A 14981-nucleotide genomic window follows, 5' to 3' on the forward strand; every position below is an offset into this window, starting at 1 on the left:
CTACCTGCACCTCAAGGAGTGCGAGTTTCGCTTCAACCATCGCCACGACGACCTCTATCGGGCGACCCTTAAGTTGCTACGATCCAACCCCCTCTGAGGGGCGTTTGCTTCCTAAGACCCTTAAAAAAGGGGGGCAGGGGGGATTTGCTTTTAGCTTTAGCTTTTAGCCTTTAGCGATCATCCCCAGGCGCAGGCAACCCCCACTCGCGCCAAACCCGCGCGTACTGCGCCCGCGGCAACAACACGAAAACCGGCCGCGCCTGCGGCCGCAGCCATGCCAGCAGCTCGGTCATCGCGGCATCGTCCATCGCCGTGCAGCCCGCGGTGGTTTCCCCGGGCGCCTTCCACAAGTGCGCGAAGATGCAACTGCCCGCGCCGGCAAGACGCCCCGGGTTGTGTTCGATCACGAAGCCCTGGCGATAACGCTGGTCGCTGGCGGCGTGCAGATCGCGGCGCATCGGTTCGGTCGTGCCTTTCACCGCTTCGGGATCGGCCTTGCGCGCATCGACGATCTGGTTGTACAGCGGCGAATCGCTGACGTCGATGCAATAGTCCGAGGCCGTCATCGCCGCATAAGGCAGGGCGGTGCTGGCGCGTTCGGCGTAACCGAAGGCGGTGCCGATGCCGAACATGCCCGCCGGCGCGCGGCCGTCGCCTTCGCGCTTGACCGGGCCCCCGTCGTCGGGCGCCGCGCGCAGGCCGCGGCCCCAGGCCGAACCATTGCGGCCGATGGTGACCTGGGCCGGATCGCCGACCGCCAGCCAGCGATGGCCGTCGAACAGATAACGCCGCAGTTGGCCCTGGGTCGCGTTCCAGTCGGCGGTGGTGACCAGCACCAACTGCAACTGAGTGGTGCCGTCGCCGGCGCGGTCGGCGCGGGTGCTGGCGCAGCCGGCCAGGGCGGTGGCGATCATGGCGAAGGCCGCCAAGCGCAGCGGCGCGGCGATCCGAGCGAACAGCGTCGGGCCTGAAGGCCCTCCCACAAAAGACATCGTTGCTGCCATCTGTGCCGAAAGAGCGAGCCGTTCGCCGCGCCGGGCGAAATCTTTTGCGGGAGGGCCTTCAGCCCCGACGCCTTCCGTCCAGACCGCATCGCTCCCGCATCCCGCCACGTACTGCCCACCCATGTGCATCCCTCGCTGTCCATCCGATCCGCCGGAGCTCAAGTATCGAGCATGTCCTGGATGCGTTCGGCATTGCTGTCGAGCTGGCTGAGCCGGCCCTGGCCGCGTTCGCACAGCAGAATGAAGATCAGGTCCAGCAAATGCTGCAGCGCCGACTGGTACAGCAGCGGCTCGACGTGCGCGCGTTCGTCGTGCGCCGACACCAGCAGCGAGAAATCCGCATGCGCGCGCAGCGGATTGGGCGTGTGGCGGGTCACCGACACCACCTTGCCGCCGGTTTCGCGGAAGGTCCGCGCCAGATGGCACAGCGCGGTCTGCTTGCCTTGTTCGGAGAACACCAGCAGCACATCGTCCTGGGTCGCGGTGGCGGTGCTCGCGGCCATCAGCACCGGGTCGAAGTGGTGGACGCCGAGGATGCCGATCATCGCCAGCTTCATCGCCAGCGCGCGCGCCGGAATGCCGTCCTCGCCCAGGCCGATGATGAACACCCGGCGCGCGCCCTGGATGCATTCGGCGATCGCGTCGATGCGGTCGCGCGGATTGATCAGCCGGGTTTCTTCCTCGGCGCGGGCCTTGCCGTGCCACAGGCGGTCGGCCAGGGCGGCGTGCGGATCGGTCGGCGCGGCCACCGCGGCGGCGCCGTCGTCGTGGCCGTCGCCGCGCGCGACCGCCTCGCCGATCGAATACTTGAGGTCCGGGTAGCCCTTGAAGCCGAGCTTCTGGCTGAACTTGACCACGCTGGACTGGCTGATCCCCAGGGCGTTGGCCAACTGCTGCGAGGAGTAGTCGCGCAGCAGGTGCGCGTTCTCCAGCAGATAGTCGGCGATGCGGCGTTCGATCGCCGACATCTGGTCGCGTTCTGAGCGGATCTTTAGCAGTGGCGACATCGGCAGGGGTCCAATCCCGGGCACGGCGGATGGCTACAGCGTAGCCGGCTTCGCGGCCGGCCGCGCGTTCAGGCGTCCAACGGTTCCAGGCCGCGGATTTCGCGGATGCCCAGGCCTGGGGCGTCGGTCACGGTGATTTCGGACTCGTTGAAGATCACCCCGCCGTCGACCGGATTGAACGCGCACAGCGACGGCCCGTCCAGATCGACCTTGGTGATGACGTTGGACTTGGCCACCGCCAGATGCACCGCGGCGGCGACCGAGATGGAGGTCTCGATCATGCAGCCGATCATGCATTCGACCCCGTACATGGCGCAGATGTCGGCGATCTGGATGGCCTTGGACAGCCCGCCGGTCTTCATCAGCTTGATGTTGATGATGTCGGCCGCGCGCATGCGGATCAGGTCGATGACCTCGGCCGGGCCGAACACGCTTTCGTCGGCCATGATCGGGGTGTGGACGCGGTCGGTGACGTACTTCATGCCGTCCAGGTCCTGCGCCTTCACCGGCTGCTCGACCAGTTCCAGGCGCACGCCGGCGTCTTCCAGGGTCTGCAATGCGTACACCGCCTGCTTGGCGGTCCAGCCCTGGTTGGCGTCCAGGCGCAGCAGCGCGCGGCCTTCGACCGCGGCGTAGATGGCCTTGACCCGTTCGATATCGACGCCGATGTCCTTGCCGACCTTGATCTTCAGCGATTCGAAGCCGCGATCGACCGCGGCGATCGAGTCGGCGACCATCTTCTCGATGTAGTCCACGCTGATGGTGAGGTCGGTGGTGATCACCGGATCGCCGCCGCCGAGCATCTTGTACAGCGGCGCGCCGTAGAGTTGGCCCCACAGGTCGTAGACCGCGATCTCGACCGCGGCCTTGGCGCTGGAGTTTTTCTCGATCGCGCCCTGGATCAGGCCGGTGATGCGGTTGAGGTTGGCGATCTCCTGGCCGATCAGGCGCGGCGAGATGAACTTGCGGATCGCCTCGACGATCGAGCCGTGAGTGTCGCCGGTGATCACCGCGGTCGCCGGCGCCTCGCCGTAGCCGATGTGGCCGGTGTCGGTGTGGACGGTGACGACGATGTCCTCGACCGTATCGACGGTGCGCAGCGCGGTCTTGAACGGGGTCTTGAGCGGTACCCGCAGCATGCCGAATCGGATGTCGGTGATCTTCATGTGGTCGTTGGCTTGGCTTGTTTCGTCGTGGTTCGAGGATGGGAGTGCGCGGGCCTGGAGAAGTTCATTCAGCTCGGAGCCGCGAAGTCTTTTGTAGGAGGGCCTTCAGGCCCGATGCTCTTGTTTCCGGTCGCGGCGATCGGGCCGAAGAGCATCGGGCCTGAAGGCCCTCCCACCAAAGACTTCGTGCCTCTTCCTGAGCGCACAGACCTTAGCCTCATGGACGTATACGTTGAATGCTGGTGATCCGGTCCACCGTCGGCTGTTCGCGGTTGAACAGCAGCGGCACCAGCGGCGTCACCGAAACCCCGTTGAGGTGCACGCGGGTCAGATCGCCGGTGCGGTCGCGGAAGGTGATGCCGGTGGTGTCGTGGATCACATAGGGCCAGCCGTCCTCATGCCCGACCACCATCATCACGTGGCCGGGGATGTAGATCAGGTCGCCCACTTCCAGGCTCTTGACGATCTTCAGCCGTTCTTCGTGGCTCAGGCCCTCGGCCAGATCGATGCGGTTGTAGGCCGGGCTGACCGCCTGGTCGCGGGTGTTGCGCGGCAGTTGCACGCCGAAGCTGCGGTAGATTTCCGAGACGAAGCCGCTGCAATCGCGGGTGTTGTACGAATGCCCCCAGCCGTAGCGCTCGCCGAAGAACTTGAAGCCCTGGCGTACCAGGTTGGCCTGCGTCAGAGGCAAATAATCCGCGCTGGTGTCCGAGTTGCGCGGCAGCAACGCCGGCGAAAACTGCAAGCGCCCCTTATCGTCGCGATACGGCAACTCGATCACATGCGAAGCGTAGTGATGCTGCCCGTTGACCGGCTTGTCGCTGGGCCAGTCCGCCAGCAGCGGCACGCGCACGCCCATCTCCAACTGCACGTCCGACACCCCGGCCTGCTCGGGCGTGTGCACGGTGCGCGCGCTGGCGCCGGTCACCACCAGATACGGCGTCTTGCGGGTGTAGGCGAAGATCGGCGCCTTGGCGCCTTCGGCGATGCGGTCTTTCTCGACCCAGGCCGCGTACAGCGGGCTGACCACGAACCAGTACTTGCCGTCGCGGCTTTCGTGCACGATCGCCACCGGCGTGCCCGGGAACAGCGCGCTTTCCTGATAACGGTCGATGTCGGTGTCGCCGCGCGAGTTGAACACGCGCAGACGGGTCGGGAAGGTGCGCAGATCGGCGCGGCGCACCACCATGCCGTAGCGCGTGTCCTGGCGCGCCGGAATTTTGTCCAGCGCCAGATCGTCGCTCAGCCCGGTGAGCGTGGCGGCGGCGATTTCCTCGCCGCGTTCGTCGTACAAGGTTTCCTCGCGCGGCTGCGACATCGCTTCGATCCAGCCGCGCACCTGCGCCTGGCTCAGCTGCGCCGGCAGATGTTCGATGTCGTGCACCGAGGCGTCGAGTTCGTGCAGGCGCCGGTTCTGCGCGGCGATCGCCTTCGCATCCAGAATCGTCGCGTCGGGCTTGGCCTGTTGGCGGATCCAGTAGTCGGCGTTCAATTGCCCCTCCTCGATGCCAACCACTCCGGTTGACGGAACACCCGGGCGCGCGGCGTCGGCGGTACGCGCCGCTGCAGGCGTCGAGCAGGCCAAGGCGACGGCGAATAAGCATGCTGCGATGCAGCGCGCCGACGCGGCGACGGGCGCGCCACGAAGTCGGGCGCGAAGGGCTGCTGCGCGGTGGCGGCGGTTAGCGGTTCGCATCGCATCTTGCTCCGGCACGCGCGCGGGTTGGCCGCGCGAGGTCACAGGCCCGATGCCGGTCGTCCGGCACCGACCCGGCCACGCCGCGGCGCCGTCGGGTCGAACCGCAGAATACATACTTCCTTGAGAAAATAGATAGAGAATAATTTATTGACCGGGTACTCCACTCATGTTACACAGCCATGAACCGATGGCCCCGCGTGGGTGACACCAGGTATGGATCCCGTGACTGACCTGCTGTTTATCGCTCCCCGCGCGAGGGCCATCGTCTCCTCCGCGGCGCGCTGGCGAGTGCGCGCGCTGGCGTTGGGGATGATGTTCTCGATGCCGGCGCTGCTGCTGGGCAACCTGCCGATGGGCCCGGCCTATGCGCAGGCCAAGCAGCGCACGCGCGAAGCCGGCGAACAGCTGGCCGCAGTGGTGGCGATGATCGACAGCGGCCATTTCAAACAAGCGCAGGCGCGCATCGCGCAAGCGCTGGCGCAGCCGGAATTGAGCGAGAGCCAACGCCGCGATCTGCAATTCCAACGCGAACGCATGCGCCGCATCCGTTTGGACTTCACCCTCGACCGCGCCCAGGCCCAGGCCAAGCTGCGCGCGCAGATTCCTGGCCTGCGCGAGGACGAGTTCGACGACTGGGACCGGCGCGGTCTGCTCGAATCGATGACCATCGACGGCGACAAGCGCTATTTCCAGCGTGCGCCGTCGAATCTGTTCCGGCTCGACGCCGCCGCGCTCAAGCGCCGCCGCGCCGACGCCAAGCCGCTGAGCCAGGGGCCGATGGAGCGGTTCAACGCCCACCACGCGCAAGTGCGCGACGCCGCGCTCGAGAGCGGCTACGGCGCGCCGCGGCGCGTGCGCATCACCCAGTCGCTGACGGTCAACGCCGACGCGGTGCCGGCCGGCAAGACCTTGCGCGCGTGGCTGCCGTATCCGCGCGAACTGCCGCATCAGCAGGAAGCCCTGCGTTTCATCGCCAGCACGCCGGCCAATCACCGCATCGCCCCGGCATCGGCGATGCAGCGCACGGTCTACTTCGAGCAGAACGCGAAAGCCGGACAGCCGACCAAGTTCGAAGTGAGCTATGAGCTGACCGTGTTCGGCCAGTACCGCAGGATCGATCCGGACAAGGTGGTGGCCGCGCCGGCCAACAGCGAAACCCGGCCCTACCTGGGCGAACGCCCGCCGCACATCGTCTACACCGACGAGTTGCGCAAGTTCTCGCGCCAGATAGTGGGCGATGAAACCAATCCCTACCGCATCGCGAAGAAGCTCTATGCCGCGGTCGATCGCATTCCCTGGGCCGGCGCACGCGAGTATTCGACGATCACGAACATCTCCGACTACGCCCTGCACGCCGGCCATGCCGACTGCGGCCAGCAGACCTTGCTGTTGATGACGCTGCTGCGCCTCAACGGCATTCCGGCGCGCTGGCAGTCGGGCTGGGTGTACGGCGAGGACGGCTACACCAACATGCACGACTGGGCCTGGATGTATCTGGCCCCCTACGGCTGGATGCCGGTCGATGTCACCAGCGGGCGCCTGGATTCGCCCGATCCGCAACTGGCCGATTTCTATTTCAGCGGCCTGGACGCTTATCGCATCGCGTACAACGACGACTACGGCCGCGACTTCGTTCCGGCCAAGCGTTTCGATCGCTCCGAGACCGTGGATTCGCAACGGGGCGAGGTCGAATGGGAAGGGGGAAATCTCTACTTCGACCAATGGGACTACCACTACAGCGCGCAGGTGCAGGCGGCGAAGCAGTAAGCGCGCGCGACACCGCTCAACACTACTTTGGGGAGGATGTGCGGCATGAAAGGCAAGACCTTGCGTAAGTCCGGACTGTGCATGGCGATGGGGATCTGCCTTGCTTCGATGGTGATGCCGGCGTTGGCGGCCAATACCGACGGCTCGCTCGCCGGGCGGGTTGCCGCCGGCGCCGAGGTGACGGTGCGCAGCGCCGATACCGGCTTCACCCGCACCGTGAAAGCCGACGCCAACGGCAACTACCGTTTTCCGTTCCTGCCGATCGGCACCTATCAATTGCAGGCCAGCAAGGACGGCGCGGCGATCGGATCGCCGATCAATGTCGTGGTCAGCCTGGGCAACGAGGCCAACGTCAATCTCGGCGCCGGCGGCGCGACCGATCTGGCCGCGGTGCAGGTGATCGGCTCGCGCGTGATCACCCCGGTGGACGTGCGCTCGACCGAGTCGGCGACCAACGTCACCAAGGCCGAGCTGGAACGCGTGCCGGTCGGGCGCGACGCGCAATCGGTGGCCTTGCTGGCGCCGGGCGTGATCCAGGGCCAGTACGGCGGCGCTTCCTTCGGCGGTTCGTCGGTGTCGGAGAACGCGGTCTACATCAACGGCCTGAATGTCACCGACTTCTACAAGCGCGTGGGTTTCTCCACGGTGCCGTTCGGTTTCTTCAAGGAATTCCAGGTCAAGACCGGCGGCTACTCGGTCGAATTCGGCCGCACCACGGGCGGCGTGATCAACGCGGTGACCCAGTCGGGCACGAACGAATTCAAGTACGGCGCCGAACTGGTGTGGGAGCCGTCGTCGCTGCAGTCCGACGGCAAGAACCACTACGACCGCACCGGCGATCCGTTCCGCATCTCCAGCAAGGACAAGTACGACCGCACCAACCTCAACGTCTACGCGTCCGGCCCGATCGTCAAGGACAAGCTGTTTTTCTACGCGATGTACGAGTTCCGCGACTATCGTCCGGAAAGCACCAACGACAACGGCAGCACCTTCTTCAAGGGCAAGTCGGACAAGGGCTTCTGGGGCACCAAGCTGGACTGGCAGATCAACGACCAGCACCTGCTGGAGTTCCTGGCCTTCTCGGACAAGAACGACACCACCACCGACAACTACAAGTACGACCTCGACGCCGGCCGTCGCGGCGATCGCACCAACACGCAGTTCAGCGAGGCCGGCGGCACCAACTGGGCGCTGACCTACACCGGCTACCTCACCGAGAACTTCTCGATGAAGGCCCTGTACGGCCAGAACAAGCGCGACCGCATCAACAGCAGCCTCAACGACATCGCCTGCGACGCGGTCCAGGACCGGCGCGTGGCCGGCCTGCCGCAGATCGGCTGCGTGTCCTCGGCGCAGATCGAAAAGGGCCTGGACAAGCGCGAGGCCGCGCGCCTGGACTTCGAATGGCAGCTGGGCAACCACCTGCTGCGCTTCGGCCTGGACCGCGAGGTCAACACCTCCGACAACGAGAGCTTCTATCCGGGCCCGTCGCGCAAGTTCTATCAGATCTATCCGACCGTCCCCGGCTCGCAGCTGGAGAACGGCGGCATCGTGCCGGCCGGCGTCAACGCCTACGTGCGCGCGCGCCAGCAGGAAGTCAGCGGCAGCTTCGAGTCGATCAATTCGGCCTACTACATCGAAGACAACTGGCAGATCACTCCGGACTTCATGCTCAACGCCGGCGTGCGCGTGGAAGGCTTCAACAACAAGAACGGCGAGGGCAACACCTACATCAAGATCGACGACATGATCGCGCCGCGCCTGGGCTTCTCGTGGGATTTCCGCGGCGACGGGCGTTCGAAGATCTTCGGCAACATCGGCCGCTATTTCCTGCCGATCGTGAACCAGATCAACGTCAAGCAGGCCGGCGCCTTCCTCGATGAGCGCACCTTCTACGTGTTCAACGGCCTGGAGCCGTTCGTCTACAACGGCCAGACCTATATGCGTCCGATCCTGGGGCCGCAGATCGGCCCGGTGGACAACAGCCAGGGCGACGGCAGCGTCGGCGATCTGCGCAGCGAGGTCGATGCCGACATCGATCCGGTGTACCAGGACGAGGCCATCCTCGGCTTCCAGAGCATGATCGACGAGACCTGGTCGTGGGGCGTGCGCGGCATCTACCGCCGTCTGCACAACGCCATCGACGATATGAACATCACCTCCAACGGCATCCTGTGCGGCGGAACGCCGGGCGAGATCGGCTATGTGATGGGCAACCCGGGCAAGAACGTCAAGCTGTACACCGACACCAACTGCGACGGCGTCAACGACGCCTACGTCGACATCGACACCTCGCGCGCCGGCTGGGCGATGTATGACGATGACGGCAACTACGTCGGCGAGCGGGGCTGGGTGAAGCCCAAGCGCACCTATCGCGCCCTGGAGTTCATGCTCGACCGCGCCTGGGACGACAAGTGGGCGTTCAACGCTTCGTACACCTGGTCCAAGAGCGAGGGTAACGCCGAGGGTCCGTCGAATTCCGACTTCGGCTTCGACAACACCGGCCGCACCGAGTCCTTCGACGATCCGTTCGTCAACTTCAACGGCTACGGCCCGCTGCCGAACGACCGCCGCCATCAGATCAAGCTGCGCGGCGCGTATGCCTTCAACGACAGCTGGTCGGTCGGCGCGACCTTGAACGCGCAGTCGGGCCGGCCGGTCAACGCCTTCGGCAAGGGCAACCCGTTCGACAGCACCAACTACCACAGCTTCTACACCTGCGTGGCCAACTGCACCGGCGAGCCGTCGCAGCGCGTGTACGAGCTGCGCCGCCGCGGTTCGGGCGGGCGCCTGCCGTGGATCTTCGACATCGGCGCCAGCGTGACCTATCAGCACAAGTTCACCGGCGCCGATCTGCGGGTCAAGCTCGCGGTCTACAACCTGCTCAATCAGCAGCGCAAGATGGAAGTGGACGACGAATACGAAACCGGCATCGGCGTGGTCAACGAGTTCTACGGCTACGGCACCGGCTACCAGACCCCGCGCTACGCCCAGCTGACCGTGTCCGTGGATTTCTGACGGCGCGAATCCCCCGACCCCTTGGCGGCCCGGCGACGCGGGCCGCCCTTTCTCTACCTCGACAGGGCTTTCCACCGATGCGACACGACTCTCCGCGGTGGCCGGCCCTGCTTTTTTTCGTCGCGCTCGCGGCGATCGGCAATGTCCGCGCACAGGAATCGCGCACGGCGGCCCTGGACCGCATCGTCGATGAAGTGCAGGCACGCTATCGCCTGCCGGGTTTCGCCGTCGGCGTGGTCGAAAACGGCGAGGTGGTGTATCGGCGTAGCGAAGGCGAGCTGATCGCCGGCACCGCCCGCAAGATCGGCGCCGACAGCCTGTTCAAGATCGCCTCCAACAGTAAATCCATGACCACCGCCGCGCTGGCGCGACTGGTCGATGCCGGCAAACTGCGCTGGGACGACCCGGTGACGAAGTACCTGCCGGATTTTCGCATGCACGAAGACTGGGTCACGCGCCAGATGCAGGTGCGCGATCTGCTGATCCATAACAGCGGCCTGCGCGCCGGCGCCGGCGACCTGATGCTGTGGCCCGAACCGAACACCTTCACCCGCGCCGACATCCTGCACGGGCTGCGTTATCTCAAGCCGGTACACAGCTTCCGTTCGCGCTACGACTACGACAACCTGCTGTACATCGTCGCCGGCGAAGTGGCGGCCAAGGCCGGCGGCGCGCCTTACGAAGACGTGCTCAGGCGCGAAGTGTTCGCGCCGCTGGGCTTGTCGCGCTGCCAGATCGGCGCCTGGGATCGCGACGCGGTCGGCGATGTCGCCCAGCCACACGCGCGCCGCGACGGCCGTTACCTGCCGGTGCGGCAGGACGAAGCGCGGATCGCCGCCAGCACCATGGACCCGGCCGGCGGCGTGCGCTGCAGCCTGAACGACATGACCACCTGGCTGCGCGCGTGGCTGACGCCCGACCGCCGCGGCGCCGACGGCAAGCCGTGGCTGTCGCGCGAACAGCGCGAGGCGCTGTGGCGCGCGCAGATGCCGATGAACGTCTCGCCGCGGCAGCGCGATTGGGCCAACACCCATTTCGCCGCCTACGGCTACGGCTGGCGCCTGACCGACGCCGACGGCGCGTTCAAGGTCTCGCACACCGGCACGCTGATGGGCATGTATTCGTTGGTGACGCTGCTGCCCGACCGGCGCAGCGGTTTCGTGGTGTTGATCAACGGCGATGCCGGCGACGCGCGCAGCGTGTTCGATCAGATGCTGACCCGGCAATTCACCGCGCCGCAAGCCGAGCGCGACCGCGAGCGTGGGGTGGCGTGGTATGCCGATGCGCTCGCCGCCGATTCGCAGGCGCCGGGCGCGGGGCGCGCGCCCGACACTTCGCGGCGCAAGCCCGCCACGCCGGCCGAATTGCGCGCGCGGCTGGGCGTGTATCGCGACCCGTGGTTCGGCGAGGTCAGCGTGTGCGCGCGCGGCCAGCAGGTTCGCTTCGCCGCGCGCAAGTCGCCGTTGCTGACGGGTACTATCGTCCGGGTCGGCCCGCGCCTGCGGGTCGATTGGGACGCCGAGGAAGTCGATACGCAGGCCTGGATCGACTTCGCCGCCTCGGATCAGGCCGCTACCTTCGTCATGAGCAAGGTCGATCCCGATGCCGATTTCAGCTACGACTTCGAAGACCTGGCGTTCGCGCGCGTCGGCGATTGCGGTTGAGGCCTGCGCGCTGCTGGTATTGATCGGTTGCGTCGCCGCGGTGCGTTCGCCCGATGCACAGGCGCCGGCCGTGCCCGCCGCGGATAAGCCGGTCGCACCGCAGATGTCGCCCGCCGCCGATGCGGCCTCGGCCGGGATGGTCGAGATCCGCTCGCTGGTGGCGGACATGTCGATGGACATCCGTTACGCCGGCAGTGACAACTTCGTCGGCCGACCGGTGGAGGGCTACCGCGCCGCCGGTTGCTATCTGCATCGCAACGTCGCTCAGGCCTTGGCGCGGGTTGAACGCGAGCTGCGGCCGCAGGGGCTGCGCCTGCATATCTACGATTGCTATCGCCCGGTGCGCGCGGTCCGCGATTTCGTGCGCTGGGCCGGCGACCTGAGCGATCAGAAAACCAAGTCGCGCTATTACCCGGCGCTGGACAAGCGCGTGCTGCTGGGCGACTACATCTCGCCGACCTCGGGCCACAGTCGCGGCGCGACCTTGGATCTGGGGCTGATGGAGTCGCAGGCCGGCGGCGACCGCATCGTCGACATGGGCACCGGCTTCGATTACTTCGACGAACGCGCGCATACCGATTCGCCCGACATCACCGCGGCGCAGCGGGCCAATCGCCAGCGCCTGCGCGCGGCGATGCAGCGCGAAGGTTTCGAGAACTATCCGCTGGAGTGGTGGCACTACACCTACAAGCCCGAACCCACCCCGGCCACGGCTTTCGATTTTCCGGTCGAGTGAATCGCGCAGGCGACCGGCCGCAGCATTCGACCCAGGAGGCAGGCGATGACGACGATGGCCGGTAAGCGATCACCACGGCGGCGGACGATGGGCGTGTTCGTGCTGGCGGTGTCGATGGGTTTGAGCGGTTGCGCCAGCGTGCCGCCTGCCGCGCAGGCGCCGGCCGCCGGCGGCGAGGCGCGCGTGGATGCATTGATGGCCGACTACCAGGGCAAAGTGCCCGGCGCCAGCGTGCTGGTGCTGCGCGACGGCCAGCCGTTGTTGCGCAAGGGCTACGGCCTGGCGGTGCTGGAAACAGGCGAGGCGGCGACGGCGCGGACCAACTACCGTCTGGCGTCGGTGACCAAGCAGTTCACCGCCGCGGCGGTGTTGCTGCTGGCGCAGGACGGCAAGCTGAGCCTGGACGATCCGATCAAGCGTTGGCTGCCTTCGCTGCCCAAGTCGGCCGATGCGATCACGATCCGGCAGATCCTCAGCCACATGTCGGGGCTGATCGACTACGAGGACGTGATGTCGCCCAGTTTCGACGCCGACCAGCGGCAGATGCACGACCTCGACGTGCTGCGCGCGCTGGAAGGGCAGGATCGCGGCTATTTCGCCCCGGGCCAGAGCTATCGCTACAGCAACAGCGGCTACGCGCTGCTGGCGCTCACGGTACAGCGCGCCTCGGGGCGCTCGTTCGCGAGCTTCCTGCGCGAGCGCATCTTCCAGCCGCTGGGCATGCACGACACGGTCGCCTACGAGCGCGGCGTGTCGCAGGTGGCGCATCGCGCCTTCGGCTACAACTACGAGAACGGGCGCTGGCTGCGTACCGATCAGAGTTCGACCAGCGCCGTGCTGGGCGATGGCGGCATCTATTCCTCGATCGACGATTTGGCGAAGTGGGACGCGGCGCTGTACGACGATCGTCTGCTCAGCGACGCGTCGCGCGAAGCGGCGTTCACCGCTCACACCGCCACCGACCTGGCCGATGTCGGCTACGGCTACGGTTGGCGCATCACCGGCGAGACCTTGTGGCATTCGGGCGAGACGATGGGTTTTCGCAACGTCATCGTGCGCTGGCCGCGGCGGCATTTGACGGTGGTGATGCTGACCAATCGCAACGATCCGGAGCCTTATCGCAAGGCGTTGGAGATTGCAGAGGTTTATTTGCCGTCGAGTCCGGTGCGGGGGCGGTGAGGTAGTTGGTTGTTTCAGCACGATGCCTCCCAGGCCGTCATTCCCGCGAAGGCGGGAATCCAGAGCCTTCAGCACCATCTCTCCAGACCGTCATTCCCGCGAAAGCGGGAATCCAGCGACTTCAAACGTTCTCGCACGAAAGGCCCTGGATTCCCGCCTTCGCGGGAATGACGAGCAAAGGCCAAAGCGAAGGCGAGAGTCCAGAGCCTTCAGCGTCATCCCCCCAGGACGTCATTCCCGCGAAGGCGGGAATCCAGAGCCTTCAGCGCCATCTCTCCAGACCGTCATTCCCGCGAACGCGGGAATCCAGAGCCTTCAGCGTCATCCCCCCAGAACGTCATTCCCGCGAAAGCGGGAATCCAGCGACTTCAAACGTTCTCGCACGAAAGGCCCTGGATTCCCGCTTTCGCGGGAATGACGGGCTGGGGAGTGCCGCGGCCCAGAGCGTGCGTGAAGTGACGGACTGTGATCCTCCAAGTCGCTCGCGGGAATGATGACCTTGGCGAGGGCAAAGGTGGGGAGCCGGGTAGGTCTGCGAAGCACGTGAGCAACCACGCGGCCTCCCCCAAGCCAAACGTTTCGCACCATAACTGGAACAGTCCACCCCCTCCCGCATCCATAAACACCGCTTGCTATTAAATAGTGCGCTATGTAAATTAAGCCCCATGAAGAAGCCAGCCGCCACCGCCAAGCCGCCGCAGCCGACCTTGCTGCTCGACGACCAGCTGTGCTTCGCCCTGTATTCCACCGGGCTGGCCTTGAACAAGGTCTACCGCAAGCTGCTGACCCGCCTGGGCCTGACCTATCCGCAGTACCTGGTGATGATGGTGCTGTGGGAACGCGACGAAGTGACCGTGTCGGAAATCGGCGAGCGCCTGTTCCTGGATTCGGCCACGCTGACGCCGCTGCTCAAGCGCCTGGAAACCGCCGGTCTGCTCACCCGCACCCGCGCCGCCAGCGATGAGCGCCAGGTCATCATCGAGCTGAGCAAGGCCGGGCGCGCGCTGAAAACCAAGGCGCAAGGCGTTCCGGCCGGGATGTCGTGCGCGGTGGAAGGCTGCACAGTCGAGCAACTGACCGTGCTCAAGGCGCAACTGGAATCGCTGCGCGAGAGCCTGATCCGCAACGGCGCCGGCTGAGTCCGCGTTACCCCCGTATTCGACCGCGAGCCGCGAACCGCTGTCCTCGCCCGGTCAAAGTTGTGCGCTATTGAATCGCTGACAATCCAAATACCGATCACGAACCCGCGGGCCACCGCGACCCATCCCCGGCAATACCTCTCTCAATCGGAGCACCGACATGTCCATCGAAAAAGTCCTCTACACCGCCCACGCTCACGTCACCGGCGGCCGCGACGGCCGCGCCGTTTCGTCCGACAACGCGCTCGACGCCAAGCTGACCACCCCGCGCGAGCTCGGCGGCGCCGGCGGCGACGGCACCAACCCGGAACAGTTGTTCGCCGCCGGCTACTCGGCGTGCTTCATCGGCGCGCTGAAGTTCGTCGCCGGCCGCGAGAAGATCGCTTTCCCGGCCGACGCCTCGGTGGACGGCAGCGTCGGTATCGGCCAGATCCCGACCGGCTTCGGCATCGAAGTCGAGCTGAAGATCTCGCTGCCGGGCCTGCCGCGCGAACAGGCGCAGGAACTGGTCGACAAGGCGCACGTGGTTTGCCCGTACTCCAACGCGACTCGCGGCAACATCGACGTGACGCTGACCCTGGTCTGATCCGATCGCGTCGCGA

General features: G+C 66.1%; 12 protein-coding genes and 1 pseudogene. 8 read left to right on the forward strand and 5 right to left on the reverse strand.

Annotated elements, in window-relative coordinates:
- Window positions 1-97 (forward strand): annotated as a pseudogene (locus tag AB4Y92_RS22680) (IS1595 family transposase); the annotation flags it as partial.
- A gap of 73 nt (window positions 98-170) precedes the next feature.
- Here the strand turns inward: AB4Y92_RS22680 and AB4Y92_RS22685 are convergent.
- From AB4Y92_RS22685 to AB4Y92_RS22705, 5 genes are all read right to left on the reverse strand, one after another.
- Window positions 171-914 (reverse strand): L,D-transpeptidase family protein, encoded by a 744-nt coding sequence (locus AB4Y92_RS22685; RefSeq protein ID WP_441821714.1) that lies wholly within the window; start codon window positions 912-914, stop codon window positions 171-173.
- 248 nt (window positions 915-1162) lie between these two features.
- Window positions 1163-2011 carry a MurR/RpiR family transcriptional regulator gene (locus AB4Y92_RS22690; RefSeq protein WP_057944467.1) on the reverse strand — a complete coding sequence of 283 codons (849 nt, stop codon included), beginning with the start codon at window positions 2009-2011 and terminating at the stop codon, window positions 1163-1165.
- 68 nt (window positions 2012-2079) lie between these two features.
- On the reverse strand, window positions 2080-3177 hold the full coding sequence (locus tag AB4Y92_RS22695; RefSeq protein WP_441821715.1) for a dipeptide epimerase: 1098 nt from the start codon (window positions 3175-3177) through the stop codon (window positions 2080-2082).
- A 68-nt stretch (window positions 3178-3245) separates the two neighbouring features.
- Window positions 3246-3398 (reverse strand): DUF6053 domain-containing protein, encoded by a 153-nt coding sequence (locus AB4Y92_RS22700; RefSeq protein WP_441821716.1) that lies wholly within the window; start codon window positions 3396-3398, stop codon window positions 3246-3248.
- The gene (locus tag AB4Y92_RS22705; protein ID WP_441821717.1) at window positions 3395-4669 is read right to left on the reverse strand and encodes a C40 family peptidase; all 1275 of its coding nucleotides are present in this window, start codon (window positions 4667-4669) and stop codon (window positions 3395-3397) included. The genes AB4Y92_RS22700 and AB4Y92_RS22705 overlap by 4 nt, the downstream gene beginning before the upstream one ends.
- Before the next feature lie 429 nt (window positions 4670-5098).
- On the opposite strand from AB4Y92_RS22705, the gene AB4Y92_RS22710 reads away from it, so the two are divergent.
- The 7 genes from AB4Y92_RS22710 to AB4Y92_RS22740 all read left to right on the forward strand — a co-directional run bounded on the left by AB4Y92_RS22710 (window position 5099) and on the right by AB4Y92_RS22740 (window position 14965).
- Window positions 5099-6643, forward strand: coding sequence for a transglutaminase-like domain-containing protein (locus AB4Y92_RS22710; RefSeq protein WP_441821718.1), 1545 nt, complete (start codon window positions 5099-5101; stop codon window positions 6641-6643).
- Between the two features lie 45 nt (window positions 6644-6688).
- On the forward strand, window positions 6689-9661 hold the full coding sequence (locus AB4Y92_RS22715) for a TonB-dependent receptor (protein WP_441821719.1): 2973 nt from the start codon (window positions 6689-6691) through the stop codon (window positions 9659-9661).
- A gap of 77 nt (window positions 9662-9738) precedes the next feature.
- On the forward strand, window positions 9739-11325 hold the full coding sequence (locus AB4Y92_RS22720; RefSeq protein WP_441821720.1) for a serine hydrolase: 1587 nt from the start codon (window positions 9739-9741) through the stop codon (window positions 11323-11325).
- A 103-nt stretch (window positions 11326-11428) separates the two neighbouring features.
- Window positions 11429-12061 carry a M15 family metallopeptidase gene (locus AB4Y92_RS22725; RefSeq protein ID WP_441821751.1) on the forward strand — a complete coding sequence of 211 codons (633 nt, stop codon included), beginning with the start codon at window positions 11429-11431 and terminating at the stop codon, window positions 12059-12061.
- A gap of 45 nt (window positions 12062-12106) precedes the next feature.
- Window positions 12107-13240 carry a serine hydrolase domain-containing protein gene (locus AB4Y92_RS22730; protein WP_441821721.1) on the forward strand — a complete coding sequence of 378 codons (1134 nt, stop codon included), beginning with the start codon at window positions 12107-12109 and terminating at the stop codon, window positions 13238-13240.
- A 665-nt stretch (window positions 13241-13905) separates the two neighbouring features.
- On the forward strand, window positions 13906-14379 hold the full coding sequence (locus AB4Y92_RS22735) for a MarR family winged helix-turn-helix transcriptional regulator (protein WP_441821722.1): 474 nt from the start codon (window positions 13906-13908) through the stop codon (window positions 14377-14379).
- A gap of 160 nt (window positions 14380-14539) precedes the next feature.
- The gene (locus AB4Y92_RS22740) at window positions 14540-14965 is read left to right on the forward strand and encodes an organic hydroperoxide resistance protein (protein ID WP_441821723.1); all 426 of its coding nucleotides are present in this window, start codon (window positions 14540-14542) and stop codon (window positions 14963-14965) included.
- Window positions 14966-14981 lie beyond the last annotated feature (16 nt).

The organism is Lysobacter sp. TAB13 (assembly GCF_052113885.1).
Classification (GTDB): domain Bacteria; phylum Pseudomonadota; class Gammaproteobacteria; order Xanthomonadales; family Xanthomonadaceae; genus Lysobacter; species Lysobacter gummosus.

Bases quoted from the DNA above. Each gene is read 5' to 3' on its own strand.
- AB4Y92_RS22735 (WP_441821722.1), top strand. From the start codon at position 13,906: ATGAAGAAGCCAGCCGCCACCGCCAAGCCGCCGCAGCCGACCTTGCTG.
- AB4Y92_RS22695 (WP_441821715.1), bottom strand. From the start codon at position 3,177: ATGAAGATCACCGACATCCGATTCGGCATGCTGCGGGTACCGCTCAAG.
- AB4Y92_RS22690 (WP_057944467.1), bottom strand. From the start codon at position 2,011: ATGTCGCCACTGCTAAAGATCCGCTCAGAACGCGACCAGATGTCGGCG.
- AB4Y92_RS22715 (WP_441821719.1), top strand. From the start codon at position 6,689: ATGAAAGGCAAGACCTTGCGTAAGTCCGGACTGTGCATGGCGATGGGG.
- AB4Y92_RS22730 (WP_441821721.1), top strand. From the start codon at position 12,107: ATGACGACGATGGCCGGTAAGCGATCACCACGGCGGCGGACGATGGGC.
- AB4Y92_RS22740 (WP_441821723.1), top strand. From the start codon at position 14,540: ATGTCCATCGAAAAAGTCCTCTACACCGCCCACGCTCACGTCACCGGC.
- AB4Y92_RS22725 (WP_441821751.1), top strand. From the start codon at position 11,429: ATGTCGCCCGCCGCCGATGCGGCCTCGGCCGGGATGGTCGAGATCCGC.
- AB4Y92_RS22720 (WP_441821720.1), top strand. From the start codon at position 9,739: ATGCGACACGACTCTCCGCGGTGGCCGGCCCTGCTTTTTTTCGTCGCG.
- AB4Y92_RS22685 (WP_441821714.1), bottom strand. From the start codon at position 914: ATGATCGCCACCGCCCTGGCCGGCTGCGCCAGCACCCGCGCCGACCGC.
- AB4Y92_RS22700 (WP_441821716.1), bottom strand. From the start codon at position 3,398: ATGAGGCTAAGGTCTGTGCGCTCAGGAAGAGGCACGAAGTCTTTGGTG.